This window comes from Niallia sp. M35, assembly GCF_050971705.1.
GTDB classification, from domain to species: domain Bacteria; phylum Bacillota; class Bacilli; order Bacillales; family Cytobacillaceae; genus Niallia; species Niallia circulans_A.
On the sequence record NZ_JBPCEP010000004.1, the window covers coordinates 146742 to 172399 of the forward strand.

General features: G+C 36.1%; 24 protein-coding genes, 1 tRNA gene and 1 other RNA gene. 22 read left to right on the top strand and 4 right to left on the bottom strand.

The genetic code is table 11. The features are described from left to right. Window positions 1–46 precede the first annotated feature (46 nt). Entirely contained in the window at window positions 47–991 is a 945-nt protein-coding gene (whiA, locus tag NiCM35_RS06395) for a DNA-binding protein WhiA (protein ID WP_047943780.1), read from the top strand. Window positions 992–1162: 171 nt separating this feature from the next. Next, window positions 1163–1411 carry an HPr family phosphocarrier protein gene (locus NiCM35_RS06400; RefSeq protein ID WP_095330373.1) on the top strand — a complete coding sequence of 83 codons (249 nt, stop codon included), beginning with the start codon at window positions 1163–1165 and terminating at the stop codon, window positions 1409–1411. A gap of 122 nt (window positions 1412–1533) precedes the next feature. On the opposite strand, the gene clpP is transcribed toward NiCM35_RS06400, so the two are convergent. Next, window positions 1534–2136 carry an ATP-dependent Clp endopeptidase proteolytic subunit ClpP gene (gene clpP, locus NiCM35_RS06405; RefSeq protein ID WP_047943782.1) on the bottom strand — a complete coding sequence of 201 codons (603 nt, stop codon included), beginning with the start codon at window positions 2134–2136 and terminating at the stop codon, window positions 1534–1536. 319 nt (window positions 2137–2455) lie between these two features. Here clpP and NiCM35_RS06410 point away from each other — a divergent pair. Further along, window positions 2456–2527, top strand: a tRNA-Arg gene (locus NiCM35_RS06410). A gap of 129 nt (window positions 2528–2656) precedes the next feature. On the opposite strand, the gene NiCM35_RS06415 is transcribed toward NiCM35_RS06410, so the two are convergent. Beyond that, a complete protein-coding gene (locus NiCM35_RS06415) occupies window positions 2657–2779 on the bottom strand; it encodes a hypothetical protein (protein WP_433778975.1) in 123 nt (40 codons plus the stop codon). Window positions 2780–2895: 116 nt separating this feature from the next. Here NiCM35_RS06415 and NiCM35_RS06420 point away from each other — a divergent pair, with 116 nt between their 5' ends. Next, window positions 2896–3138 carry a LysM peptidoglycan-binding domain-containing protein gene (locus NiCM35_RS06420; RefSeq protein WP_433778977.1) on the top strand — a complete coding sequence of 81 codons (243 nt, stop codon included), beginning with the start codon at window positions 2896–2898 and terminating at the stop codon, window positions 3136–3138. A gap of 81 nt (window positions 3139–3219) precedes the next feature. Here the strand turns inward: NiCM35_RS06420 and NiCM35_RS06425 are convergent, their stop codons facing one another. Further along, window positions 3220–3738: an acyltransferase gene (locus NiCM35_RS06425; protein WP_433778979.1), complete on the bottom strand. Its 519-nt coding sequence runs from the start codon at window positions 3736–3738 to the stop codon at window positions 3220–3222. Window positions 3739–4510: 772 nt separating this feature from the next. Here NiCM35_RS06425 and NiCM35_RS06430 point away from each other — a divergent pair. The 18 genes from NiCM35_RS06430 to NiCM35_RS06515 all read left to right on the top strand — a co-directional run bounded on the left by NiCM35_RS06430 (window position 4511) and on the right by NiCM35_RS06515 (window position 25346). Beyond that, window positions 4511–5527 carry a sugar-binding transcriptional regulator gene (locus NiCM35_RS06430; RefSeq protein ID WP_095330374.1) on the top strand — a complete coding sequence of 339 codons (1017 nt, stop codon included), beginning with the start codon at window positions 4511–4513 and terminating at the stop codon, window positions 5525–5527. A 54-nt stretch (window positions 5528–5581) separates the two neighbouring features. Then, window positions 5582–6592: a type I glyceraldehyde-3-phosphate dehydrogenase gene (gene gap / locus NiCM35_RS06435; RefSeq protein ID WP_047943784.1), complete on the top strand. Its 1011-nt coding sequence runs from the start codon at window positions 5582–5584 to the stop codon at window positions 6590–6592. A 112-nt stretch (window positions 6593–6704) separates the two neighbouring features. Further along, window positions 6705–7889 carry a phosphoglycerate kinase gene (locus NiCM35_RS06440; RefSeq protein WP_123258197.1) on the top strand — a complete coding sequence of 395 codons (1185 nt, stop codon included), beginning with the start codon at window positions 6705–6707 and terminating at the stop codon, window positions 7887–7889. A 34-nt stretch (window positions 7890–7923) separates the two neighbouring features. Then, window positions 7924–8685 (top strand): triose-phosphate isomerase, encoded by a 762-nt coding sequence (gene tpiA, locus NiCM35_RS06445; protein WP_047943786.1) that lies wholly within the window; start codon window positions 7924–7926, stop codon window positions 8683–8685. Then, window positions 8678–10213 (top strand): 2,3-bisphosphoglycerate-independent phosphoglycerate mutase, encoded by a 1536-nt coding sequence (gene gpmI, locus NiCM35_RS06450; RefSeq protein ID WP_047943787.1) that lies wholly within the window; start codon window positions 8678–8680, stop codon window positions 10211–10213. Before tpiA ends, gpmI begins: the two co-directional genes overlap by 8 nt. Window positions 10214–10238: 25 nt before the next feature. Further along, on the top strand, window positions 10239–11534 hold the full coding sequence (gene eno / locus NiCM35_RS06455) for a phosphopyruvate hydratase (RefSeq protein ID WP_095330376.1): 1296 nt from the start codon (window positions 10239–10241) through the stop codon (window positions 11532–11534). Window positions 11535–12146: 612 nt separating this feature from the next. Next, window positions 12147–12380 (top strand): preprotein translocase subunit SecG, encoded by a 234-nt coding sequence (secG, locus tag NiCM35_RS06460; RefSeq protein WP_031540682.1) that lies wholly within the window; start codon window positions 12147–12149, stop codon window positions 12378–12380. Window positions 12381–12621: 241 nt separating this feature from the next. Beyond that, on the top strand, window positions 12622–13365 hold the full coding sequence (locus tag NiCM35_RS06465; protein ID WP_095330384.1) for an alpha/beta hydrolase: 744 nt from the start codon (window positions 12622–12624) through the stop codon (window positions 13363–13365). Between the two features lie 66 nt (window positions 13366–13431). Further along, the gene (gene rnr, locus NiCM35_RS06470; protein ID WP_412973422.1) at window positions 13432–15723 is read left to right on the top strand and encodes a ribonuclease R; all 2292 of its coding nucleotides are present in this window, start codon (window positions 13432–13434) and stop codon (window positions 15721–15723) included. Window positions 15724–15842: 119 nt separating this feature from the next. Beyond that, window positions 15843–16310, top strand: coding sequence for an SsrA-binding protein SmpB (gene smpB / locus NiCM35_RS06475; protein ID WP_016203855.1), 468 nt, complete (start codon window positions 15843–15845; stop codon window positions 16308–16310). Window positions 16311–16469: 159 nt separating this feature from the next. Continuing rightward, window positions 16470–16828: a transfer-messenger RNA gene (gene ssrA, locus NiCM35_RS06480) on the top strand. 470 nt (window positions 16829–17298) lie between these two features. Further along, a complete protein-coding gene (locus NiCM35_RS06485; RefSeq protein ID WP_433778982.1) occupies window positions 17299–19149 on the top strand; it encodes a BglG family transcription antiterminator in 1851 nt (616 codons plus the stop codon). A 60-nt stretch (window positions 19150–19209) separates the two neighbouring features. Next, the gene (locus NiCM35_RS06490; protein ID WP_123258194.1) at window positions 19210–19656 is read left to right on the top strand and encodes a PTS sugar transporter subunit IIA; all 447 of its coding nucleotides are present in this window, start codon (window positions 19210–19212) and stop codon (window positions 19654–19656) included. Window positions 19657–19681: 25 nt separating this feature from the next. Then, a complete protein-coding gene (locus NiCM35_RS06495) occupies window positions 19682–19984 on the top strand; it encodes a PTS sugar transporter subunit IIB (RefSeq protein ID WP_095330388.1) in 303 nt (100 codons plus the stop codon). Window positions 19985–20002: 18 nt separating this feature from the next. Beyond that, window positions 20003–21427, top strand: a complete 1425-nt coding sequence (locus NiCM35_RS06500; protein WP_123260613.1) for a PTS galactitol transporter subunit IIC — start codon at window positions 20003–20005, stop codon at window positions 21425–21427. A 167-nt stretch (window positions 21428–21594) separates the two neighbouring features. Beyond that, window positions 21595–22653 (top strand): galactitol-1-phosphate 5-dehydrogenase, encoded by a 1059-nt coding sequence (locus NiCM35_RS06505; protein WP_171509913.1) that lies wholly within the window; start codon window positions 21595–21597, stop codon window positions 22651–22653. Window positions 22654–22720: 67 nt separating this feature from the next. Next, on the top strand, window positions 22721–23416 hold the full coding sequence (gene araD, locus NiCM35_RS06510; protein ID WP_095330391.1) for an L-ribulose-5-phosphate 4-epimerase: 696 nt from the start codon (window positions 22721–22723) through the stop codon (window positions 23414–23416). A 451-nt stretch (window positions 23417–23867) separates the two neighbouring features. Then, window positions 23868–25346 carry an aldehyde dehydrogenase family protein gene (locus tag NiCM35_RS06515; protein ID WP_123260614.1) on the top strand — a complete coding sequence of 493 codons (1479 nt, stop codon included), beginning with the start codon at window positions 23868–23870 and terminating at the stop codon, window positions 25344–25346. Window positions 25347–25429: 83 nt separating this feature from the next. Here NiCM35_RS06515 and NiCM35_RS06520 read toward each other — a convergent pair whose 3' ends face one another. Continuing rightward, window positions 25430–25636: a YozQ family protein gene (locus tag NiCM35_RS06520; RefSeq protein ID WP_095330393.1), complete on the bottom strand. Its 207-nt coding sequence runs from the start codon at window positions 25634–25636 to the stop codon at window positions 25430–25432. Window positions 25637–25658: the final 22 nt, after the last annotated feature.

Here is a 25658-nt window from a genome sequence, read left to right on the forward strand (position 1 = left end):
CAAGGTATTGGAACAATATACTCCGAGTCTATAAGGGGGGAAGGACATGTCTTTTGCTTCAGAAACTAAAAAAGAATTAACAACAATTGAAGCCAAAAATTGTTGTGGAAAAGCAGAATTATCAGCATTAATTCAAATGAATGGGACACTTTCCTTTTCTAACCAGAGGCTAGTTGTAAATATCCAGACAGAGAATGCAGCTATCGCAAGAAGAATTTATACGCTAATAAAAAGGTATTTTGATATCCCGGTTGAACTATTAGTCCGCAAAAAAATGCGTTTAAAAAAGAACAATGTCTATATTGTGCGAATTTCTAATCAAGGAAAAGAAGTGCTTGAGGAACTGAGCATTCTTAAAGAAGGTTTTGTGTTTACACATGAAATTTCTCCAGATCTTATTAAGAAAAAATGCTGTAAACGATCTTATTTACGCGGAGCCTTTCTAGCAGGAGGTTCGGTTAATAACCCAGAAACTTCTTCCTACCATTTGGAAATCGCTTCTTTATATAAAGAACATATTATTGCGCTTAGTGATTTAATGAATACATTTGGGTTAAAAAGTAAGACATTAGAAAGAAAAAAAGGTTTTATTGCTTATTTAAAGGAAGCAGAAAAAATAACCGAATTTCTTAATATTATCGGTGCCCATGGAGCGCTTCTTCGTTTTGAAGACATTCGAATTGTGAGAGATATGAGAAATTCAGTTAACCGTTTAGTCAATTGCGAAACAGCTAATTTAAATAAGACAATTGGGGCTGCATTAAGACAGGTTGAGAATATTCGTTATATTGATAAAACAGTCGGCTTACAAATTTTACCTGATAAACTTAGAGAAATTGCCGAACTTCGAGTTGCCTATCAAGATGTAACTTTAAAAGAATTAGGAGAAATGGTATCATCTGGTAACATCAGTAAATCTGGCATCAATCACCGTTTAAGAAAAATAGATGAAATTGCCGATGCACTTCGTCGTGGAGAAAAAGTCAATTAATAAGAATGGATAATATATCAAGAAAAGGTATATATTATCCATTTTTGTTTTTTGAAATTATTATCAGAAAAATTGTTCTAAACTGAATATTCTTTATGGTGAATCGAGCAAAAATTTCCTTTTCCTTGTATAATAGATATATTACTACATTGGTGAAGGGAAGGATGTTCGATGGTAGAGCAAGAGATTACAGTGGACTTAAAATCTGGACTTCAAGCACGACCCGCAGCTTTATTTGTCCAAGAGGCAAGTAATTATTTATCTGAAGTATTTATTGAAAAGGATGGAAGAAGAGTGAATGCAAAGAGTATTATGGGAATAATGGGTCTAGCTATTCATTCAGGGGCAACAATAAAATTAATAGTTGATGGCAGTGATGAAGTGGAAGCGCTTCAAAATTTAACAGGTTTATTAAAGTAAAGCTGCTTAATAATACTCTCCTAATGAAAAAGGCTGTTCCAAATAGGAAAATTTTATAGATGATATCCATCTATAGAAATCTAATTTGGAATAGCCTTTTTTAATTATTAAGAGTTTTTATATTAATTTTTCTTGTCTTCAAGTGAATTACGACTGATAACATGGTCAACTAAACCATATTCTTTTGCTCTTTCCGCAGTCATAAAGTTATCACGTTCTGTATCTCTTGCGATTACCTCCATTGGTTGACCAGTACGCTCAGATAAAATACCGTTTAATTTATCACGTAGGAATAAGATACGTTTAGCAGCAATTTCAATTTCAGTTGCTTGACCTTGTGCTCCGCCAAGTGGTTGGTGAATCATCACTTCACTATTAGGCAATGCATAACGTTTACCTTTTGCACCAGCAGCAAGTAAGAATGCACCCATAGAAGCAGCCATACCGATACAAATTGTTTGCACATCTGGCTTAATATACTGCATTGTATCATAAATTGCCATACCAGCAGTGATGCTTCCACCAGGGCTGTTGATATAAATAGATACATCTTTTTCAGGATTTTCTGTTTCTAAGAATAAAAGCTGTGATACGATAGAGTTAGCAACGTTATCATCGATAGCACTGCCCAACATAATAATACGGTCTTTTAATAAACGAGAGTAGATATCGTAAGCACGTTCTCCTCTATTTGTTTGCTCAATAACTGTAGGGATTAAATTCATTTAAAATCCTCCTTTTTAATATCTGTTCGAAAAGCATAAGTATTTGTTTCTTCAGTCAGATGAAAAACATCTAAACTGTATGTATTCCTAATGATACACGGATGGTCAATTAAGGTCAAACGTTAAAGCTTGATTCCCTGAAAATATCATTCGACATCTTTTTCATTATTGGTGATATAGAAAGCTATTATCAAATACCATCTCTTTATTCCGGTTACAATCCTTTCTCCATGATACCCACTGCACCTTTTTTTAAACATCTTCTATTGCAATATACGGAAAGTTCGCTTATAATATGAAAGCGTAACTTTAACATAATGCCCTCGTGGTGCAACGGATAGCACGTAAGATTCCGGTTCTTAAAATGGGGGTTCGATTCCCTCCGAGGGCGCTAAAATGTTGATAAATAAGGATTTTTTTGAGGAGTGTTTTTTTGTCCGGCTCTCCTCGAAAAATCCTTATTTTATTTCACTTTATTTGCTTTAACCCTTCCATCCCTTGTATCTTATAGGCTCTTAACCTAATCTTGTAATGGTTTTTGAGAGGGCATATTGTATTTCTTCGCCAATAATTTATAACCAAAATTTACATGTAAATACTCATTAACAAGCTTTATTTTAAATTCCTCACTATATTTGGCCATAAAAACACCCCCAAAAGTGAATTTTCTACTCTAACTTCTGGGGCCCGGTATTTGGGGACTCTTTTAATTAGGTTCTTTTATAGGCTTTTTTTTATGCTCAAGAGGAGATGGATGAGATGGAGTTGGAATTAATCAAATATTTTTCTACACTAGATCCCTTTGGTTTAAAGAGCGATATGATATATGCAGGTAAAACGGTAAAAGTACTTACATCAAAGAAAGTGGCAACCAAGACTGCTGCTAAATACCATACAGTAAAGAGTGGTGATACTGTCTCTACTTTAGCAGTAAAGTATGGAAGTACAATTGTTCAAATAAAATCATGGAATAAAATTGGACAAGAACTATACAATTTCTAAAATTCGAGTGAAAAAGCTTTACTCTTCAGAGTAGGGCATTTTATGGTAAGTATTTAGATGTTATAGACCGTATATGTATGATTAATGTTCGAGTTTCTTAACAAACCGTGCGGGAACTCCAGCGTATAAACTATTTGGTTCACAATCTTTATTTACAACACTGCCGGCTCCTATTATAGTCCCTTTACCAATAGTTACATTACCCAAAACCGTACTGTGAGCGCCAATCCAACAACCATCCTCAATTATAATAGGTGGGTTAATTGATTTACCTGCTCTTCTTTTGGGTGAGCCAACTAAATGAGTATCTGTCATTAACATCACACCGGGACCAATACTAACTCTCCTACCAATCTTTGTATTGGGTCTTATTACACATCTCTGATTAATATAAGTATTATCACCAATGTAAATTGGAAGTTCTGGTTTGCCTAAAATTTCAGTATATCGTAGTATAGTAACATTATTTCCAATATTGATACAGTCTTTTTGTCGGCCGACTAAAGTGATTTCTCCAAAAGAAAAATTATTTCCTATATTAAAAGCCTTAGAATATCGTCTAGAAAGTACACTTGATTTTATCCTATTTAGAAAATTCATGTATTTTTTGTTCCTTTCTCTATTTTTTGAATGTGTTCCTATCTAATTATATCGACTACTTTTTGCCATTTTGTAGATATTAAAAAGGATTTTGAATTAGTTATAGGATTGTAGAACTAATTAAGGAGGAATACTTTATGAAAGACACATGTACCGGTAGTTGGAGAGAAGGATCCGTTCGGTACAATTGAGCAAGCCGAGCGATTAAAGAAAGATATTCACCATGCCATATATAAGCTTATCCCTAATATTGGTCATATGATCCTTGATTTTCATCCAAAAGTAGTTATGGATAATGTAAATATTATTAATCCTATGTACCAAAATGATGGTATATAGGTTCCATCATTTTGTTTTTTGTGATTTATTCAATTAAGTGCGTTGCACCCAAATTTTTGATACAAAGATAACCCATTTTTGTTTAGATTGGCTTTAGTCAAGATAGATTTATATTGAAATGAAGACTGATCTCGGTGGAAGGCATAGAGTTTTGCTTCCTTATTAATAATTAGTACATTTTAATCTAAGGGACAATAAATAAAATTATAATGTTGACGAACAATAATCATTTAATTCCAAATAATATGAAAAGATAGAACGACACTTTTTCGCCAAATTTAACAAAAAATAGACACATATCAGTTGAATTCATACTATACTGGTGTTAGAATTGTTCTTGTAGCAAGGAATTATTTTTTTGTAGTACCCGGGACGGAAAATGTCTATGTGGGACTTCTGACGACCACTGTAAGTGAAGGAGCGCATCAAAAGCATGGTTTCATTTATTGAGATTCAAAAAAGATTATTACCTGATTTACTTACAGTTATGCAAAAAAGGTACTATATTCTGCAATATATCAAGAATATGCAGCCTGTCGGAAGAAGAAGTCTGGCAGTGAGCCTAGGACTGACCGAAAGAGTCTTGAGAAGTGAAGTCGAGTTTTTAAAGGAGCAGCAGCTTATACATATTTCAAACATCGGCATGACAGTCACTTCGATAGGGGAAGAAGTGTTGGAAAGTCTTTCTAGTGTAATGAGAGAAGTAACGGGTATTAACGAAATGGAGCAGCTACTGCAAAGAAAACTAGGTATTAACCGAGTTATCATTGTAGCTGGAGACAGTGATCACTCTCCATGGGTAAAAAAAGAATTAGGACTTGCCACAGCAAATTGTATGAAATCTCTTCTAAAGGGAAATAATATCATCGCAGTTACTGGTGGGACTACTATGTCCTCTGTTGCAGAGGCACTGACGCCTAATATTGCAGATGGGGAATTATTATTTGTCCCGGCACGTGGTGGAATAGGAGAAGATGTCAAAAATCAGGCGAATACAATTTGTTCCATGATGGCAGATCATACTGCATCAAAACATCGGGTTTTATACGCTCCTGATGAGGTCAGCGAAGAAATGTACAAAAGCATTTCCACAGACCCTCGTATCAGCGAAGTGTTAAAACTCATTCGTTCCGCAAATCTTTTAGTTCACGGCATTGGCGAGGCGCTTACAATGGCGAATCGCAGAAATACCAGCAAAAGTGACCTAGAAAAGATTAAAAATGCAGAAGCTGTTGGCGAAGCATTCGGGTACTATTTTAATGAAGAGGGAGAAGTTGTCCACAAGGTACAAACAATTGGCCTTAGACTGGAAGACTTATCTACTGTACCTAATATCATCGCTGTAGCAGGTGGAGCATCGAAGTCAAAGGCTATTCGTGCTTATCTAAAGGAAGCACCAACTTCAACTATTTTAATAACAGATGAAGGAGCCGCAAAAAAGTTGATATAATGGGAAATCCCTTTATATATTTAATACTCTTAAAATTAGAGGAGGAAATTTACAATGACAGTAAAAGTAGGTATTAACGGTTTTGGACGTATCGGACGTTTGGCATTCAGAAAAATCATGGAAAACCCAGAATTAGAAGTGGTTGCAATCAATGATTTAACTGATACTAAAATGCTAGCACATCTTTTAAAATATGATTCATCTCAAGGAACTTTCCAAGGTGAAATCGAAGTACACGAAGGTTATTTCTTAGTAAATGGTCAAAAAGTTGTTACAACTGCTGAAAGAAACCCAGCTGATCTTAAATGGGGAGAACTTGGTGTAGATACAGTTATCGAATCTACTGGTTTCTTCACAACAAAAGAAAAAGCAGAAGCTCATATTCAAGCAGGTGCTAAAAATGTAGTTATCTCTGCTCCAGCAACTGGCGAAATGAAAACAGTTGTTTACAATGTTAACCATGATGTTCTTGATGGAACTGAAACAGTTATTTCTGGTGCTTCTTGTACTACTAACTGTCTTGCTCCAATGGCACAAGTTCTTCAAAACAAATATGGTATCGTATCTGGTTTAATGACTACAATTCACGCTTACACAGGCGACCAAAATACTTTAGATGCTCCACATCCAAAAGGTGACTTCCGTCGTGCTCGTGCAGCTGCTGAAAACATTATTCCTAACTCAACTGGTGCTGCAAAAGCAATCGGTTTAGTATTACCTGAATTACAAGGTAAATTAGACGGTGCTGCTCAACGTGTTCCAGTTAAAACTGGTTCATTAACAGAGCTTGTAACTGTTCTTGATAAAAAAGTTACAGTTGAAGAAATCAACGCTGCAATGAAAGAAGCTGCTAACGAATCTTTCGGTTACACTGAAGAAGAGCTTGTTTCTTCTGATATTATCGGAATTAGCTATGGTTCATTATTCGATGCAACTCAAACAAAAGTTATCACTGTTGGTGATCAACAACTTGTTAAAACAGTTGCTTGGTATGACAACGAAATGTCTTACACTAACCAATTAGTAAGAACTGTTAAGCACTTTGCACAACTTGCAACAAAATAATTTCCCTTTATAAATGGAATTATGTGCGAGTTAATAAGCACCCCCTTTAATCTAACAGCGGAAACAACTTTGTTTCCGCTATTTTAAAAATATGCAGTGGAGGGTACCTATAATGAACAAGAAAACAATTCGTGATATTGATTTAAAAGGGAAAAAAGTATTTGTTCGTGTTGACTTCAACGTACCGATGAAAGATCAACAAATTACGGACGAAACAAGAATTCAAGCTGCACTTCCAACAATTAAAGAATTAGTTGAGAGTGGTGCAATTGTTATTCTAGCAAGTCACTTAGGACGTCCAAAAGGTGAAGTTGTAGAAGAGCTACGTTTAACTCCTGTTGCAAAACGCCTTTCTGAATTACTAGGGAAAGAAGTTGCTAAAGCAGATGAGTCATATGGCGAAGCTGTTAAAGCACAAATCAGCAAGTTAGCAGAAGGAGATGTTATCCTTCTTGAAAACGTACGTTTCAATGCTGGTGAAGAAAAAAATGATGCAGAGTTAGCAAAACAATATGCAGAACTTGCAGATGTATTTGTAAATGATGCATTTGGTGCTGCACACCGTGCTCATGCTTCAACAGAAGGAATTGCTCATCATATTCCAGCAGTATCTGGATTATTAATGCAAAAAGAACTAGATGTTCTTGGCAAAGCTTTATCTAATCCTGATCGTCCGTTCACAGCTATCATTGGTGGAGCGAAAGTTAAGGATAAAATTGGTGTAATTGAAAATCTTCTTGATAAAGTAGATAACTTAATTATCGGTGGAGGATTAGCTTATACTTTTGTTAAATCTCTTGGCCATGAAATTGGTAAATCTTTATTAGAAGAAGATAAAATCGATCTTGCTAAATCTTATATGGAAAAAGCAAAAGAAAAAGGTGTTAAATTCTATATGCCAGTTGATGTGATCGTTGCAGATGATTTCTCAAATGATGCAAACATCAAAGCTGTTTCTATCGAAGAAATCCCAGCTGATTGGGAAGCATTAGATATCGGACCTAAAACACGTGAAATCTATGCAGATGTTATTAAAAATTCTAAATTAGTAATTTGGAATGGACCAATGGGTGTATTCGAATTAGATGCATTTGCAAATGGTACAAAAGCAGTAGCTGAAGCACTTGCTGAATCTCAAGATACATATTCAGTAATCGGTGGTGGAGATTCTGCAGCAGCAGTTGAGAAATTTGATTTAGCAGATAAGATGAGTCATATTTCTACTGGCGGCGGTGCTTCATTAGAGTTTATGGAAGGTAAAGAACTTCCAGGTGTAGTGGCTTTAAACGACAAATAATATCTTTATAGATATGCATGAAAGGATGTTTAACATGCGCAAACCAATTATTGCAGGTAACTGGAAAATGAACAAAACACTTCCTGAAGCTGTTGAGTTTATCCAAGAAGTAAAAGCATCTGTTCCATCAAGTGAAAAAGTGGATACAGTTGTTTGTGCTCCTGCGTTATTTTTAGGGCAATTAGTAGAATTAACTGATGGCACAGATGTAAAAATCGGTGCACAAAATATGCATTTCGAAAAAAATGGTGCATTCACTGGCGAAATCAGCCCAGTTGCATTAGAAAATATCGGTGCAAAATATGTAGTACTTGGACATTCAGAGCGTCGTGAGTTCTTTAATGAAACAGATGAGTCTGTTAACAAAAAGACAATCGCTGCATTTGAAAATGGTTTAACTCCAATTGTTTGCTGTGGTGAAACACTAGAGCAAAGAGAAAATGGTGAAACAAATGACTTTGTTGCAACTCAAGTAACAAAAGCACTTAATGGTTTAACTCCAGAACAAGCAAAAGCAACAGTTGTTGCATATGAGCCAATCTGGGCAATTGGAACAGGTAAATCTTCTACTTCTGCAGATGCAAACGAAGTATGTGCACATATTCGTAAAGTAGTAAGTGAACAATTTTCACCAGAAGTTGCAGAAGAAATTCGCATCCAATACGGTGGCAGCGTTAAGCCTGAAAACATTAAAGAATATATGGCACAGCCAGATATTGACGGAGCATTAGTAGGCGGAGCTAGCCTAGAAGCTCAAAGCTTTTTAGCTTTATTGGAGGCAGGTAAGAATGAGTAAATCTCCAGTAGCTTTAATCATTTTAGATGGTTTTGCTTTAAGAAGTGAACGCATGGGTAATGCGGTAGCACAAGCAAATAAGCCTAATTTCGATAAATATTGGAATTCTTATCCTCATGCTACTTTAGTAGCTAGCGGGGAAGCTGTTGGTCTTCCAGAAGGACAAATGGGTAACTCTGAAGTTGGACATTTGAATATCGGTGCCGGCCGGATCGTATATCAAAGTTTAACAAGAGTAAATCTGTCTATAAGAGAAGGCGAATTTTATAAAAACGAAACTTTTGTTAATGCAATTAAGCATGTAAAAGAAAAAGGCAAAAATCTTCATTTATTCGGATTATTATCCGATGGTGGAGTTCATAGCCACATTGAGCATATGTTTGCACTTCTTCGTTTAGCTAAAGAAGAAGGAGTAGAAAATGTATACATTCACGGTATCTTAGATGGCCGAGACGTCGGTCAAAAGACTGCTGAAAAATATATTAAAGCTACACAAGAAAAAATCGCTGAATACGGTGTAGGTGAATTTGCTACTATTTCTGGACGCTACTATTCTATGGATAGAGATAAGCGTTGGGACCGAGTAGAAAAATCATACCGCGCAATGGTATATGGAGAAGGACCAGCATATTCTGATCCATTACAAGTAGTGGAAGATAACTACAATAACGGAATCTTTGATGAGTTCGTGCTTCCATCTGTTATCACAAAAGAGAACGGCGAACCAGTTGCAACGATTGAAGATGAAGATGCTGTAATTTTTTATAACTTCCGTCCTGACCGTGCTATTCAAATTTCGAATACATTCACAAATGAGGACTTCCGTTCATTTGATCGTGGAGAAAAACATCCAAAAAATCTTTACTTTGTATGTTTAACTCATTTTAGTGAAACAGTAAATGGGTATGTTGCATTCAAGCCAACAAACCTTGATAACACTTTAGGGGAAGTTCTTGCACAAAATGGCTTGACTCAGCTTCGTATTGCGGAAACGGAAAAATATCCACATGTTACATTCTTTATGAGCGGTGGACGTGAAGCAGAGTTCCCTGGTGAAAAACGTATTTTGATCAATTCACCAAAAGTGGCAACTTATGATTTAAAACCTGAAATGAGTGCATATGAAGTAACAGATGCGCTATTGAAGGAAATTGAGGCAGATAATTTTGATGCAATTATTCTAAACTTCGCAAACCCTGATATGGTTGGGCACTCCGGAATGCTTGAACCAACAATCAAAGCGATTGAAACAGTGGATGAATGTTTAGGAAAAATTATCACTTTAATTGAACAAAAAGGTGGTAAAGCTATTATCACTGCTGACCATGGTAACTCTGATGAAGTGGTAACACTTGAAGGAAAACCAATGACAGCACATACAACAAATCCAGTACCTGTTATCGTAACAGATAAAAATGCTGAATTACGTACAGATGGTATTTTAGGAGATTTAGCTCCTACAATGTTAGATTTATTAGGTGTTGAAAAGCCAGCAGAAATGACTGGGACATCTATTATTAAAAAATAAGATTATTTTAAAAGGAGAGAATATTATGCCTTATATTCAACAAGTATATGCTCGTGAAGTATTAGATTCACGTGGTAACCCAACAGTAGAAGTAGAAGTATTAACTGAATCAGGATTCTTTGGTCGTGCACTAGTTCCATCTGGTGCTTCAACTGGTGAATACGAAGCAGTTGAATTGCGTGATGGTGACAAATCTCGTTACCTTGGTAAAGGTGTTCTTAAAGCAGTAGAAAACGTAAACGAAGTAATTGCTGAAGCAATCATCGGTATGGACGTTACAGATCAAGTTGGAATCGACAGAACAATGATCGAACTTGATGGTACAGAAAACAAAGGTAAATTAGGTGCTAACGCAATCCTAGGTGTATCTATGGCTGTTGCACATGCTGCTGCTGAAGTAGTAGGTCTTCCATTATACCGTTACCTTGGTGGATTCAACGCGAAACAATTACCAACTCCAATGATGAACATCATCAACGGTGGTTCTCATGCTGATAACAATGTTGATTTCCAAGAATTCATGATCTTACCAGTAGGAGCTCCAACTTTCAAAGAAGCTCTACGTACTGGTGCTGAAGTATTCCATGCATTAAAAGCAGTTTTACATGCAAAAGGTTTAAACACTGCTGTAGGTGACGAAGGTGGATTCGCTCCAAACCTTGGTTCTAACCGTGAAGCATTAGAAGTAATCATCGAAGCAATCAAAAAAGCTGGATACGAGCCTGGTAAAGATGTATTCTTAGGTATGGACGTTGCTTCTTCTGAATTCTACAACAAAGAAACTGGTAAATACGATCTTGCAGGAGAAGGCCGTACTGGTTTAACTTCTGAAGAATTAGTAAGCTTCTATGAAGAATTAGTTAACGAATTCCCAATCATCTCTATTGAAGATGGTTTAGATGAAAACGACTGGGAAGGTCACAAATTATTAACTGACCGCATCGGTTCTAAAGTACAATTAGTAGGTGACGATTTATTCGTTACAAACACTAAAAAATTAGCTGAAGGTATCGAAAAAGGAATTGCAAACTCAATCCTTATCAAAGTTAACCAAATTGGTACTTTAACTGAAACTTTCGATGCTATCGAAATGGCTAAACGTGCTGGTTACACAGCAGTAGTTTCTCACCGTTCTGGTGAAACAGAAGATGCTACAATCGCTGACATCGCTGTTGCTACTAACGCTGGTCAAATCAAAACTGGTTCATTATCTCGTACAGACCGTATCGCTAAATACAACCAACTTCTTCGCATCGAAGACGAGCTTGGCGAGTTAGCAGTATACGATGGTCTTAAATCTTTCTACAACCTTAAAAAATAATTGAAGTTAAGTTTGACTTAACTTGATAAACACTCTAGCTTTAGGAGTTTTCCTTTAAGCTAGGGTTTTTTTTATAGTTGGGAATGTGTTTTTATTAGAAGAGAGGGAGGATCCATCAGTGACATAAGCTGGCTGGGATACCTGAAAAAGGGAACAGAGAGCCATTGTCTGTGCCCGCAAACAAGAAGAAAAGCTGAAGAAGGGAGCAGAGAGCCGTTCTCTGTGCCCGCAAACAAGAAGAAAAGCTGAAGAAGGGAACAGAGAGCCATTCTCTGTGCCCACAAACAAGAAGAAAAGCTGAAAAAGGGAACAGAGAGCCGTTCTCTGTGCCCGCAAACAAGAAGAAAAGCTGAAAAAGGGAACAGAGAGCCGTTCTCTGTGCCCGCAAACAAGAAGAAAAGCTGAAGAAGGGAACAGAGAGCCATTGTCTCTACTCGTAAACATAACAAACAACATATATCTTGTTTAAGAGACCTTTCAATCATTATTAACTATCCCAAAGTGTATTCTACTAATTATTATGACAAAGACGCGACATACTATTGTGACAAAACATAAAATATGATACATTTAAACTAATGTAGGTTGGTTTTAATGGAGGTGTTTGATATGATACACACAGTTTTGATTACTTTATTGATTATCGTTGCGATTGCATTAATCGTAGTAGTACTTCTTCAAAATGGTAAGAGTGCTGGACTATCTGGAGCAATTTCTGGTGGTGCAGAGCAGTTATTTGGTAAACAAAAAGCACGTGGTTTAGAATTAATCCTTCACAATGCAACAATCGTTTTAGCAATTTTATTCTTTGTCTTAACGATTGCAGTTAGTTATTTTGATCTATAATAACGAGATTCGGTATAGATGAAAAAACCTGGCCAAGAAAGGTCAGGTTTTTTTTCGGAAAACAAATGGAGTTGTACATAAGATTTATAAAAGACCTATAGTATGATGTAATCATATGACTGGATTCTTTCTTTTCTTTTTTACTAAAATAGAAGGATAGTTCTTTTTCAAATAAATTGGTCACTTTATATTATAGAATAGGGCGAAGGAGAAAATAATAAGACAAAGGAGCGTTTATCTAATGAAAATAGTAGAACAGAAACCATTAACCTTTAAAGGAGATAATAAACGTGCAGTGCTTTTATTGCACGGCTTTACGGGGAATACATCAGATGTACGCTTGCTTGGTAGATATTTAAATACAAAGGGCTACACCTGCTATGTACCTTTATATAAAGGACATGGAGTACCACCAGAGGAATTAGTGGAATACGGGCCAAAGGATTGGTGGAAGGATGTAACGGAAGCATACCAGCATTTAAAGGAGATGGGATTTGAAGAAATTGCTGTCGGAGGTCTTTCTTTAGGAGGGGTATTTTCCCTTAAATTAGGTTACACTGTACCTGTAAAGGGTATCGTAACCATGTGTGCTCCAATGTACATTAAAAGTGAAGATGTCATGTATGAAGGCGTACTTGAATACGCTCGTAATTATAAGCAGCGCGAGAAGAAATCAGAAGAAGTTATTGAGCAGGAAATGGCTCAATTTAAGCCAATGAATACATTAAAAGAATTACAAAATTTAATCAAAGAAGTAAGAGAATCGATTGATCTTATTTATTCACCAGTTTTTGTTATTCAGGCACGACATGATCAAATGATTGATACAAATAGTGCAAATATCATTTATGAAGAAGTGGAATCGATTCAAAAAGATATTAAATGGTATGAAAACTCTGGACATGTTATTACACATGATAAAGAAAAAGAACAAGTTTTTGAAGATTTCTATCAGTTTTTAGAAAAACTAGATTGGAATCAATAAGATGCAAAGGAGGTTTTTTGTTTGGAAGATATAATTAAAGAAAATGTCGAGAAGCTATTAACTTATATGAAAGATGAAGCCTATAAACCACTAACCGTGCAAGAGCTAGAAGAGGCTTTCGGAATAGAGGATTCTTCTCACTTTAAAGATTTTGTCAAGGCACTTGTACAGATGGAAGAGAAGGGGCTAGTTGTTCGGACAAGGAGCAATCGTTATGGATTACCAGAGAAGATGAACCTTATTCGGGGGAAATTAGCTGGTCATGCGAAAGGATTTGCGTTTGTTATCCCTGAAGAACAAGGCATGGATGATATTTTTATACCGCCTAATGAAGTTAAAACGGCGTTAAATGGTGATATTGTATTAGCACGTGTCACTTCGGAAAGTTCTGGCCAAAGAAGAGAAGGAACAATCGTACGAATTATCGAAAGAGGAGTCCAGCAAATTGTTGGTACATATTCAGAGAGCAAGCATTTTGGCTTTGTTATCCCTGATGATAAAAAAATCGCGACAGATATTTTTATCCCAAAAGGCAGCACAAAAGGGGCAATAGAAGGGCATAAGGTTGTCGTGAAATTAACTTCTTATCCTGAAGGCAGAAAGAATGCGGAGGGAGAGGTTGTTAAAATACTTGGACACAAAAATGACCCAGGTGTTGATATTTTATCGGTAATACATAAGCATGGATTACCACTTGCTTTTCCAGATAACGTGTTAGAACAAGCGAATAATGCACCAGATACGATTGATGAAGAGGAAATTGCCAATAGACGTGATTTGCGCAATGAAACTATTGTCACAATTGATGGGGCAGATGCGAAGGATTTGGATGATGCCGTTACAGTAACGATGTTAGAGAACGGTAATTATAAATTAGGGGTGCATATCGCAGATGTTTCTTACTATGTAACGGAAAACTCTCCAATAGATGTAGAAGCCGAGGAGAGAGGAACAAGCGTTTATTTAGTTGACCGAGTTATTCCAATGATTCCGCACCGTTTATCTAATGGAATTTGTTCTTTAAATCCAAAGGTTGATCGCTTAACTCTTTCTTGTGAGATGGAAATTACGTCTGATGGTGAAGTAGTTTCCCATGAAATTTTTCAAAGTGTCATTAAAACAACGGAACGCATGACATATGCTGATGTGAATTCGATTTTACATGATAAAGATGAAGAACTAAGAGCCAAGTATGAAGGGCTTGTCCCGATGTTTGAACGAATGGAGGATTTAGCAGCTATTCTGCGCAAAAAACGGATGACTCGTGGTGCCATTGATTTTGACTTTAAAGAATCTAAAGTAATTGTAGATGAAGATGGAAAGCCACAGGATGTTATTTTAAGAGAACGTTCTGTTGCAGAAAAACTAATTGAAGAGTTTATGCTTGTTGCCAACGAAACAGTCGCGGAACATTTTCATTGGATGCAGGTTCCATTTATTTACCGTATTCATGAAGATCCAAAAGAGGAAAAGTTAAGAAGATTTTTCGAGTTTATTACAAATTTTGGTTATATCGTGAAAGGTACTGCTAACTCTGTTCATCCAAGAGCATTACAAGAAATTATTGAGTCAGTACAGGGAACTCCTGAAGAGATGGTTATTTCGACTGTCATGCTGCGCTCCATGCAGCAGGCTAAATACTATCCAGAAAGCTTAGGGCATTTTGGTTTATCAACAGAATTTTATACGCATTTTACATCGCCGATTAGACGGTATCCGGATTTAATCGTACATCGTTTAATTCGTACGTATTTAATTGAAGGGGATATTAGTTCTGCTACACAAGAAAAGTGGAACAGCCGCCTAACAGAAATCGCTGAGCACTCCTCTAGTATGGAAAGAAGATCAGTAGAAGCAGAACGCGAAACGGATGAACTGAAAAAATCAGAGTACATGCTTGATAAAATTGGCGAAGAATATGATGGTATTATTAGTTCTGTTACAAATTTTGGTATGTTTGTGGAACTTACGAATACGATTGAAGGACTTGTCCATGTAAGCTATATGACGGATGATTACTATCGTTATGATGAGCGTCATTTTGCTATGATTGGCGAGCGAACAGGGAAGGTTTTCCGTATTGGAGACGAAATTACTGTTCGCGTTGTGAATGTAAATAAAGAGGAACGTGCCATTGACTTTGAAATAGTAGGAATGAAGGGAACTCGCCGCAGAGATCCGAAAAAAGAAGGGAAGGTATTTTCTACTGGCAGTGTCTCTCGTGCCCCGCGTAAAGGCAAATCAGATAGAGATACGGATCGTAAAGGAAAAACAGGTGAATCAAGACGTAAAGGAAAGAATGAGAGAAAACACTTCGAGAATGCTCCAAAAGCAAAGAGAAAGAAAAAGAAACGCTAACAGATAAATAGATGCATTTATGCATGTGGTTTCTTTTGGATGAAGAAGCCACATGCAGAGGATGTTTGTATATTAAGCGTTCTTTTGATAAAATTATTGGCAGAGTAGGGGGAAGAGACATGCCAAAAGGTGAAGGGAAATTAGTAGCACAGAATAAAAAAGCAAACCATGACTATTTTATTGAAGAGACTTATGAGGCAGGGATTGTTCTCCAAGGAACAGAAATTAAAGCGATTCGTGCAGGAAGAGTAAATTTGAAGGAATCATATGCGCGGATTATTAATGGCGAGGTATTTCTATTAGGGATGCATATCAGTCCATATGAACAAGGAAATCGCTATAATCATGATCCATTAAGAACAAGAAAGCTTTTATTACATCGCAAACAAATTAATAAGTTAATCGGGGATACAAAAGAAGCGGGCTATGCTTTAGTTCCACTGAAACTTTATTTTAAAAATGGCTATGCAAAGGTTTTGATTGGTCTAGGTAAGGGTAAAAAGAACTATGACAAGCGGGAAACTTTAAAACGTAAAGAAGCAAATCGCAGTATTGAACGTGCTTTACGTGAAAGGCAAAAAATGTAATCCAAAACTTTACAATTGAAATACGCTCCAGTTATGTTATAATAATTTATGTCGATAAGACAACATAACTTTAAGCTCCTATTTCAGAGCTTCCGAAACGTTAAGCTTAAATGCTAAGAATCTTGTAATGTAACAATTACTTGATTTTATCCTTATAATGGGGACGCTACGGATTCGACAGGGATAGTTCGAGCTTAGGTTGCGAGTCGAGGGGATCGGCCTCGTTAAAACGTCAAAGCCTATAACTGGCAAACAACAAAACAACTTCGCTTTAGCTGCTTAATAGCGCTTAGCGGTTCCTCCCTCCATCGCCCATGTGGTAGGGTCAGGGACTCACTTTAAGTGGGCTACGCCGGATTCCACCGTCTGAGGAAGAAGGAAGAGAACAACCAGACTAGCTTATCGGACGCCTGTCAACAGGCAGAAGAATAAGCGAAATGCGAATATGTTGACTACACTCGTAGAAGCTTAAGTGCCGATATTTCTGGACGAGGGTTCGACTCCCTCCGTCTCCACCAAATACATATTTGGTGGTTTTTTATTTTTTATTAATACTACATACAATGGAATGTATTTTTCATTTCACTTTTATTTTTGGTCTAAAAAGATAGTGATTTCCGTATTATGGGAATTTCTGTCTTTTTATTTTTGGTTAAGCAGAAAGAAATTTAAATTGAGTGGAACTATGGTTTCTATAACATGTTTCCTTGTCGTTTATTAATTATGAGAGTCTTGCGTGTTATCATTCCTTTCTTCGTACTCCTCTTTTAATCTTTTCCATCAAAGCATTCCAATTCAATTCACTACTAGCAGCCAATACATTTGCACTTACCTCTACACGAAGTTTCGTTGTATCTATCATTAAAGTTTGCCATTATCATTAGGAAGAGTTTTGTTGTACTCTTTCCTTTCCTTACTAATAGGAAAAAGAACAAAATAGCGTGAAAGTGCTTTCTTTTTTATGATGTAGATACAGGAGGTATTCACTATGAGAGATAGATATACCAAGCTTCTTCACATACTTCAAAACTCAGATGGGTTTGTAACGGGAAATGATATTAGTGAACAGCTAAATATTAGTTCCAGAACAGTGAGAAATGACATTAAAGATTTGAATGATAACTATCTCATTGGGGCACGCATCATTTCAAATAAACGCCAAGGTTATCAACTTGAAGGTGAGTTAGTTGGTTTTAAACAGAGACATCATATTGAATTTGAGGAGCGTGCATTTTATATTGTAAAGGCACTTCTAGATACCAAGGAATGGACAACATACGAACAATTATCCCAAATGATTTATTTCTCTCCACAAACGATTCGATCAGATATTCAACGAATTTCTCAAATGATTACCTCCCAAAAAAGAAATTTATCCGTGGAAGCATTAGTTTTTCAAGGGATTCGATTAGAGGGGGATGAATTTGACAAAAGATTATTACTTGAGAGTTTAGTAGAAAAAAACTTTATGACAATAAAAGAGCTGTATAAAGAATTATTAGTTCGTTTCGGTGGTTGGGTTTTAGAAGAAGAATTAAATTTACTGTCAACAGTGGTGATTGAGAATCTAAATAAGTATATCCACGATATTCCCACAGGGAAATTAAGTAGTTTGTTAGTGCATTTAATTATTGCGATATACCGTATCCGACATGGATATGAGATCTGCGAAGTAAAGGAAGTAGAGCAATCTTTAGATTATGAAGAATTTGAATTGGCATCTAAGATTTTAGAGGATGTTCAGGAGATATTTCAAATAGATATTGGAAATCAAGAGAAAATGTACTTTAGCCTACACCTAATAAGCCAGCGTATAATAGTTAGTTTTTATAATAATGAAACCAATATTCCTCAGGAACTGAAACAAGAGTTAGAAAAAAGCTTAGTTGATCTTGGGAAGCAATACGATTTTCGCTTTAATGAAGATCGCCTACTTGTGTCTGGATTACTTTTTCACTTAGCAAAAGCCCAATATCCTCTTCAATATCAGCTTTATGTAGAAAATCCTTATATTTCTCATATTAAGATGGAGTACTTATTAGCTTATCATATTGCAGTTCTCTTAGCACATCGTTTGGAGAAACATTTAACCTTTGTTGTGCCAGAAAGTGAAATCGGATACATTGCTCTTCATATTGCTGCACATATTGAACGAACAAAAAGAAAAAAAGTAAGAGTAGCAATCGTATCTGGAAGTGGGATTGGTGCTTCAATGATATTGAAGCAGAAAATTCAAAGACATTTTCTAGATATTGAAATTGCAGGAGAATATACCTTACAAATGTTAGATCAAATAGAAGAAAATATTTCATTAATTATTTCAACAATGGATGTGAAGAAGAATGGTATTCCCATTATTCATGTTAATGAGTTTCTGGATGAACAAGATTTAAAGAAAATAGCAGTAGCAATTAATCAGGGCTTTCTTGATCGGACTTTAAGTGAAAACCGATTCATTCTTTTAGATGAAAACAACAAACATGACTTCTTATTAAGATTAACAGAAAAAGTGAAAATGGAATATTTGTTAGATGGTATTTTAACAAGAGAAGAGATGTCGTCAACAGAAGTTGGGAATTACGTAGCTATGCCACATCCTATTGCAAGAACGGAAAATGAAGAAACGATGATTTATATAGCTATCAATCATAAACCTATCCCATGGGGAAAAACAAATGTGCAACTTGTCTTTTTGATTTTACCAAGTGAAGTAGATCGAGAAAATCACTATAAGGTTTTTAAACAACTTTATCAATTGGTTAAATCTAAAGATAAAGTTCAAGAGTTAATTCAAACAAAAGATTTTCAATCATTTATGGAGGTGCTGCACACTAATTAATAATTGGATTAACACAAGTGTTTATTATTTTATTAGAAATGTGAATGTGAGGAGACAATCATGGTTTTAGACTTAGTAAAAGTAAAATTAAAAGTAAATAGCTCTGAGGAAGTAATTAAGATTTTGGGAGAGATGTTATTAGAATCTGGTTATGTTACGGACACTTACATTGATGCAGTGCTTCAACGAGAGATGTCTTTACCTACTGGTCTGCAAATTGGCCGTATTAATGTAGCTATTCCACATACAGACTCCACACATGTAAAGGAATCAACCATTGCTTTAGCAACCTTAGAAGAACCTGTCAATTTCCAATTAATGGCTGATCCTGCCCAGAAAGTTGATGTGAAATTAGTCTTCTTACTAGCAGTTAAAGAACCAAAAAAGCAAGTGAAATTATTAAAGCAGCTAATGGCTATATTTCAGAACGAAGAGCTTTTAAATAGAATGGAAAAGGCTGAAGATAGTCGAGTTATCTCTGATATTTTAAGTAGTGCTTTAGCTTAAATAAATTTGAATTGGGGGACTTTTAATGAAAAGTTACAACATATTGTCCGTATGTGGTTCAGGAACGGTTACGTCATCGATGGTAGCTGAGAAGCTGAAAGAGGAAATGGAGACTAGAGGCTTCCATGTTAGAACTACAGAAGCAAAACCAACAGAAGCTCTAAATTATGCTCAAAGTGGAAATTATGACTTAATTACACATACTAGTCCATTGCCAGTTGCGGATTATGGTATCCCAACCATTAGTGCTAGCAGCTGTTTAACTGGAATAGGTGAAGATGAGTTTTATGAGGAAGTGGAAAAAGTGCTTAAAGCGCTAAATAAATAATAGACTGGGGGAATGGGAATGTTTTTAGAAACGTTGAAAGAAGTTTTTGATACGTTTGGCGCTCCAATTATAGTTCCAATCATTATTTTTATTATTGCATTATTACTTAAAGTATCGATGAAGAAAGCATTTATTTCCGCTCTCTATGCCGGTATTGGATTACAAGGATTTACAATGGTTCTAGGCGCCTTTACACCAATTATTTCACCTGTAATTCAAAACATGGTTGATATTACTGGAATGGAATTAACAGGTTTTGATGTGGGATGGCAAGCCACAGCAATAGTAGGCTTTTCTACCGAACCGGGGATGATATTCCTAGCTGTTGGACTAATTTTGCAAACGGTACTATTCCTTGTGAAGTGGACAGATGTTTTCCAGCCATCAGACTTATGGAATAATTATTCCTATGTGATTTGGGGATCAATGGTTTATCTGGTCACAGATAATATGATTTTATCGATTGGATGTATGATTGTTCTTAACCTTTATAGCTTATTGAATGCAGAGCTGATGGCAAGAAGATGGTCAAAATATTACAATTATCCAAATGCAACAATTATTGCGATGCATAATATTGAACCTACTATATTTGGAGTTTTAATGGATCCCCTTTTAAATAAACTGGGATTCCATAAAATCAAATTAAATCCAGCAACCTTGCAAAAGCGGTTAGGATTTTTAGGTGAACCTATTACTTTGGGGTTGTTTCTAGGAATATTCATTGGAGTATTAGGTAATTTAACAACATTAAATAGTTTGGATGCATGGGGATCCATTGCTTTAGTTGGAATTGCAACAAGTGCGGTAATGGCAATTTTCCCGCGCGTTGCGGGGCTTTTTGCTCAAGCATTTAGTCCAATTACAGAGGCAGCTAGAAAAAATACGGTCAAAAAAGAAAAAGGATCTAATCGAGAATGGTATTTGGCTGTCAATGATGCAGCAGGTTTTGGAGAACAAGCAACATTAATGACAGGAGTATTATTAATTCCAGTGATGGTATTTCTAGCGATGGTTCTTCCAGGAAATAAAGTGCTACCAGTTGTTGACTTATTAGCTATTCCCTTTATGGTCCAAGGCCTGGTGGCTATTTCAAATGGTAATATCGCTAAGATTATGGTCAATGGAGCTATCTGGTTTGGTCTTGGATTATACATGTGTACGTATACAGCACCCTTATTTACCGAAATTGCCAAAGACGTCGGCATTGCTTTACCAGCTGGAGCATTGTTAATAACAAGTTTTAATATACTGGGAAAGCCATTAATGGGATTAATTTTTTTAGCATTTTTAAGTCAGAATCCTATATTTATTGGATTAACGATTGTCGCTTATTTCATTCTATGGTTCTTTTTTAGAAAAAATAAAATGGCAATTTACGATTATTTAGATCGTCAAGCTGAGAAAAATTCTCAAGACAAAGAAACCTCTTCCGCAGCATAGATAGAGAGTTCTGCACTGTATTGGTGGCTAGTCAGCACGGAAGAATAAGAGGACATGAAAGTTCTCAAATGATTTCGAGTTGGCTAGGATACCGGATAAATGGGTGGAAATTACAATTTTATATAATTGCAGAAAGTGTCCATAAAAATAGAGAAAGGAGTTTGAAAATGCAACAAAAAATGCAAGCAGCAGTTTTATACTCATTGGGAAATATTCAAACAGAGTTAATAGACATACCGCAAATCAATGAAGATGAAGTTTTAATCAAGGTAGTTTATTGTGGTATTTGCGGTTCTGATGTACCGCGTTCTATGATAAGTGGAGCTCGGACATATCCACTTATTTTAGGACACGAGTTTACTGGAAAAGTCGCTGAAATTGGGAGAAATGTAACGAATGTAAAACAGGGAGATAGAGTGGTAGTTGCGCCACTTGTACCGTGTGGGGAATGTAAATTTTGTCAGGCAAGTGATTATGCACTATGTGAAAATTATAACATTATTGGAACGGGAAGTAATGGAGCGTTTGCTGAATATGTAAAAGTACCCCAAAGGCATGTTCTGCAAATTGATGATCGACTAAATTATGAAACGGCTGCAGGAGTTGAACCTGCTACAATTGGTTACCATGGCTTACAAAAAGCACAAATTCAACCAGGTGAAACGGTAGTCGTAATGGGGTGTGGACCCATTGGACAGTTAACAATACAATGGGCAAAAATCTTTGGGGCATCTACTGTGATTGCGGTAGATATATTTGAAGAAAAACTTGAACTAGCTAGGGATTTAGGAGCAGATATTGTAATAAATGCTAAAGTATCTGATGTTATTCAACAAATCCGCAAGTTTACTGATGGAGGAGCAGATGTTGTTGCTGAAACAGCCGGAAGTAAAATTACTCAGCAACAATCCATATTAGCAGCCAAGAAAAAAGGACGTGTAGTTTTTTTGGGTATTGCACATTCAAATCTTCCATTAGAAGAAGAGGCAATAGAGCATGTTCTTCGAGGTGAGATAAAAATTCAAGGTACATGGAATTCATATACAGCCCCCTATCCGGGGATTGCTTGGAAAGCAACTTTAGATTTCATGACAAAAGGCACTCTGAAATTTAAACCAATGATTTCTCATAAGATTACTGTTGATGAAGTTGGTGCCTATTTAAAAAAAATGGCAGATCGAACATTGAAATACAATAAGGTTTTAGTATCTTTTGGTGATAACTAGTAGTTGATAGATAAATTTTCGCAAAGTATAAAAAATAGGGAATCATTAAGGAGAGGTGAAAAAAACTATGCTTGAAAAATTAAAAGAACAAGTCTTAGAAGCAAATCTAGGTTTACCTCAACATCATTTAGTGACATTCACTTGGGGAAATGTAAGTGGTATTGATCGTGATTCGGGACTAGTTGTTATTAAACCAAGTGGAGTAGAATATGAGGACTTGAAGGTAGGTGACTTAGTTGTAGTTGACCTTGAAGGGAAAGTAGTTGAGGGTCATTTAAAACCTTCATCGGACACTAGTACTCACATAGTGTTGTATAAAAACTTTAAAGATATCGGCGGAATTGTTCATACACATTCCCCATGGGCCACTATCTGGTCTCAAGCAACTAAGGAATTGCCTGCTTTAGGTACTACACAAGCAGATACATTTTATGGTTCTGTTCCATGTACTAGAAGTTTAACAGAAGAAGAAATCAAAGGGGACTATGAGCGAGAGACAGGAAATGTCATTGTAGAAACATTTTATAAAAACGGAATAAATCCCAATGAAATTCCATCAGTTTTAGTATCTAGTCATGGTCCGTTTGCTTGGGGAAAGAATGCAAAAGAGGCACTTCATCATGCCGTTATTTTAGAGGAAGTATGCAAAATGGCTTATCATACACTTAATCTAAATCCGACTATTTCTTCTATGGATCAGCATTTATTAGATAAGCACTATCTTAGAAAACACGGAGCATATGCTTACTATGGTCAAAATTAACTTATAAAGAGAAAAGCTTCTATTCGAGGATATCCCGAACAATTTTATGTATAATTGTTCGGTTTTTTATTAAGTATAAAAATGTTTGTGCATTTAGTACTCCTACAAACTGAATATACCTTTTTTCATAGTGTGAGTGTCGAAACTCCCTCTCCAAATATTCGTGCGAACTAGTTTTCAAAATTAATTAGAGAAATAGTTGAAAGAGGAGATATTTTCCGTTATAGAAAATTCCGTTGTCCAGTTCCATCCTCTTTTCACAAAAAAAGTAGCTTTTCTAGATTAAACTCCTATTAAAAAGTGTATAAGTTAATATAGTGTAACGGTAAGTTATGGGGGTTAATAAGTCGCTCAAGAAAATCTAATTGTTTTTATCGTTCTCACTGTATATACCTTAACAACCTAATTCATACTAATGAAGTAAATAATTCCTACAAGGAGGAGTCGGAATATGCAAACAGGACCAATTACTATACATGCCATTATCAATGGAGAGAAAGTACCAACTGAAAAGCAAGCTCCACGTGAAAATCCAACACATCCGGATGAGATTGTAGGATATGCACCTCTTAATACGCAAGAAGAAACGGTACTAGCGATTGATGCAGCTTATGATGCGTTAAAAGGCTGGGCTTGGACGGATGTAGATGAGCGGATCGAAAGAATGGAACGAGCTATTCAAAAATTAAAGGATGCAACACCTGAAATAGCTACTTTGTTATCTCGGGAACATGGGAAAGCTTTATATGATTCCAAAGGTGAAATAGCAATCTCTATCATGTGGATGGAATTTGCATGCAAGAATGTAAAGAAAGTTGTTGCTCCCCAAGAAAAAGAGCATGAAAATGGGAGAACAATCATTACATTTGATCCAGTAGGTGTGGTTTCCGCTATTTCTCCATGGAATTATCCTATTTCTTTATCCACTATTAAAATAGCACCAGCCTTATTAACTGGAAATACAATGGTTGTAAAACCAAGTCCATTTGCTCCTTTAGCTGTCAGTAAAGTAGTAGAAATTATCGCAGAAGAATTTCCTCCAGGTGTGCTCAATCTTGTCCATGGGGATGCAGAGGTAGGGGTAGAGCTTACATCGAATCCAAAAGTTGCAAAGATTGCCTTCACGGGTGGAACGAAGACAGCTAAGAGTATTATGAAGGCTGCTTCTGAAACGATTAAAAAGATGACGCTTGAGTTAGGAGGAAATGATGCCGCAATTGTGCTAGAAGACTTTGATGTAAATGATGAAAAAGCGATGCGAAGAATGGTTATTTCAAACTTCCTTACCGCAGGACAAATTTGTATGATAGCGAAACGCATTTATGTTCATCGATCAATCTATGATGCTTTCGTAGAGAAATATATCGAAGCGGCGAATAAGTGGATTCGCGTTGGCGATCCTTTTCATCCTGATGTGACGGTAGGCCCAGTAAATAATAAAAATCAGGTGAAATATGTTAAAAGTCTTGTAGAAGATGCAAAAAGTAAAGGGGCTAAAGTGATTCCATTAGGGGAAATTCTCAATCCCGAATTAATGGATAATGGATATTTTCTGCAGCCTACATTAGTATTAGGCGCTGATTTTCATGATCCAATTGTTGTAGAAGAGCAATTTGGACCGACTGTGCCAATTTTGCCTTTTGATGATGAAGAGCAAGTAATTGAGTTACACAATGAGAGCATTTATGGTCTAACAAGTTCTGTTTGGGGCGAAGAAGAACATGCAATTAAAGTTGCCCGTCGCATTGAGGCAGGCACAACAATGATTAATACTGCAGCTGTTCAAGGCTTGGATGTGCGATTCCCATTTGGCGGGGTGAAACAATCTGGAGTTGGAAGAGAGTATGGAGAAGAAGGATTAAAATCTTATGTGGAGACCCATGTAATTAATATCCCGAAAACACTTGAATTACCATATATTCCAGAGTAACAATTTCTTAGCAAGCATAGCATAGGCATGAAAAATAGAAAAAGGATGCTTTCTCTCAAAAGAATGCATCCTTTTTCTATTTGTTATTTAGTTCTTTTCTTCCCTATCTCTATATCCTCGCCATCCACATCATCAATTACAGCACCAATTTCTCCTTCTGTATAAGTATCAGTAGCTTGTTCATGAGTAGTTGCCAAGCCAGAAGAAAGTTGGTCTTTTTTTTCATAATCACTTGGATCAAACATGCGTCCTGCAACTTTTGTAGTTTGATCATTATTCTTTTTATTCAACAGAAATCCTCCTTTTTTGTAA

Bases quoted from the DNA above. Each gene is read 5' to 3' on its own strand.
- NiCM35_RS06425 (WP_433778979.1), bottom strand. From the start codon at position 3,738: ATGAATTTTCTAAATAGGATAAAATCAAGTGTACTTTCTAGACGATAT.
- NiCM35_RS06490 (WP_123258194.1), top strand. From the start codon at position 19,210: ATGGTTTTAGACTTAGTAAAAGTAAAATTAAAAGTAAATAGCTCTGAG.
- NiCM35_RS06495 (WP_095330388.1), top strand. From the start codon at position 19,682: ATGAAAAGTTACAACATATTGTCCGTATGTGGTTCAGGAACGGTTACG.
- eno (WP_095330376.1), top strand. From the start codon at position 10,239: ATGCCTTATATTCAACAAGTATATGCTCGTGAAGTATTAGATTCACGT.
- smpB (WP_016203855.1), top strand. From the start codon at position 15,843: ATGCCAAAAGGTGAAGGGAAATTAGTAGCACAGAATAAAAAAGCAAAC.
- tpiA (WP_047943786.1), top strand. From the start codon at position 7,924: ATGCGCAAACCAATTATTGCAGGTAACTGGAAAATGAACAAAACACTT.
- araD (WP_095330391.1), top strand. From the start codon at position 22,721: ATGCTTGAAAAATTAAAAGAACAAGTCTTAGAAGCAAATCTAGGTTTA.
- NiCM35_RS06465 (WP_095330384.1), top strand. From the start codon at position 12,622: ATGAAAATAGTAGAACAGAAACCATTAACCTTTAAAGGAGATAATAAA.
- NiCM35_RS06430 (WP_095330374.1), top strand. From the start codon at position 4,511: ATGGTTTCATTTATTGAGATTCAAAAAAGATTATTACCTGATTTACTT.
- NiCM35_RS06485 (WP_433778982.1), top strand. From the start codon at position 17,299: ATGAGAGATAGATATACCAAGCTTCTTCACATACTTCAAAACTCAGAT.
- whiA (WP_047943780.1), top strand. From the start codon at position 47: ATGTCTTTTGCTTCAGAAACTAAAAAAGAATTAACAACAATTGAAGCC.
- NiCM35_RS06500 (WP_123260613.1), top strand. From the start codon at position 20,003: ATGTTTTTAGAAACGTTGAAAGAAGTTTTTGATACGTTTGGCGCTCCA.
- NiCM35_RS06415 (WP_433778975.1), bottom strand. From the start codon at position 2,779: ATGGCCAAATATAGTGAGGAATTTAAAATAAAGCTTGTTAATGAGTAT.
- rnr (WP_412973422.1), top strand. From the start codon at position 13,432: ATGAAAGATGAAGCCTATAAACCACTAACCGTGCAAGAGCTAGAAGAG.
- clpP (WP_047943782.1), bottom strand. From the start codon at position 2,136: ATGAATTTAATCCCTACAGTTATTGAGCAAACAAATAGAGGAGAACGT.
- NiCM35_RS06505 (WP_171509913.1), top strand. From the start codon at position 21,595: ATGCAACAAAAAATGCAAGCAGCAGTTTTATACTCATTGGGAAATATT.
- gpmI (WP_047943787.1), top strand. From the start codon at position 8,678: ATGAGTAAATCTCCAGTAGCTTTAATCATTTTAGATGGTTTTGCTTTA.
- NiCM35_RS06515 (WP_123260614.1), top strand. From the start codon at position 23,868: ATGCAAACAGGACCAATTACTATACATGCCATTATCAATGGAGAGAAA.
- NiCM35_RS06400 (WP_095330373.1), top strand. From the start codon at position 1,163: ATGGTAGAGCAAGAGATTACAGTGGACTTAAAATCTGGACTTCAAGCA.
- gap (WP_047943784.1), top strand. From the start codon at position 5,582: ATGACAGTAAAAGTAGGTATTAACGGTTTTGGACGTATCGGACGTTTG.
- NiCM35_RS06440 (WP_123258197.1), top strand. From the start codon at position 6,705: ATGAACAAGAAAACAATTCGTGATATTGATTTAAAAGGGAAAAAAGTA.
- NiCM35_RS06420 (WP_433778977.1), top strand. From the start codon at position 2,896: ATGGAGTTGGAATTAATCAAATATTTTTCTACACTAGATCCCTTTGGT.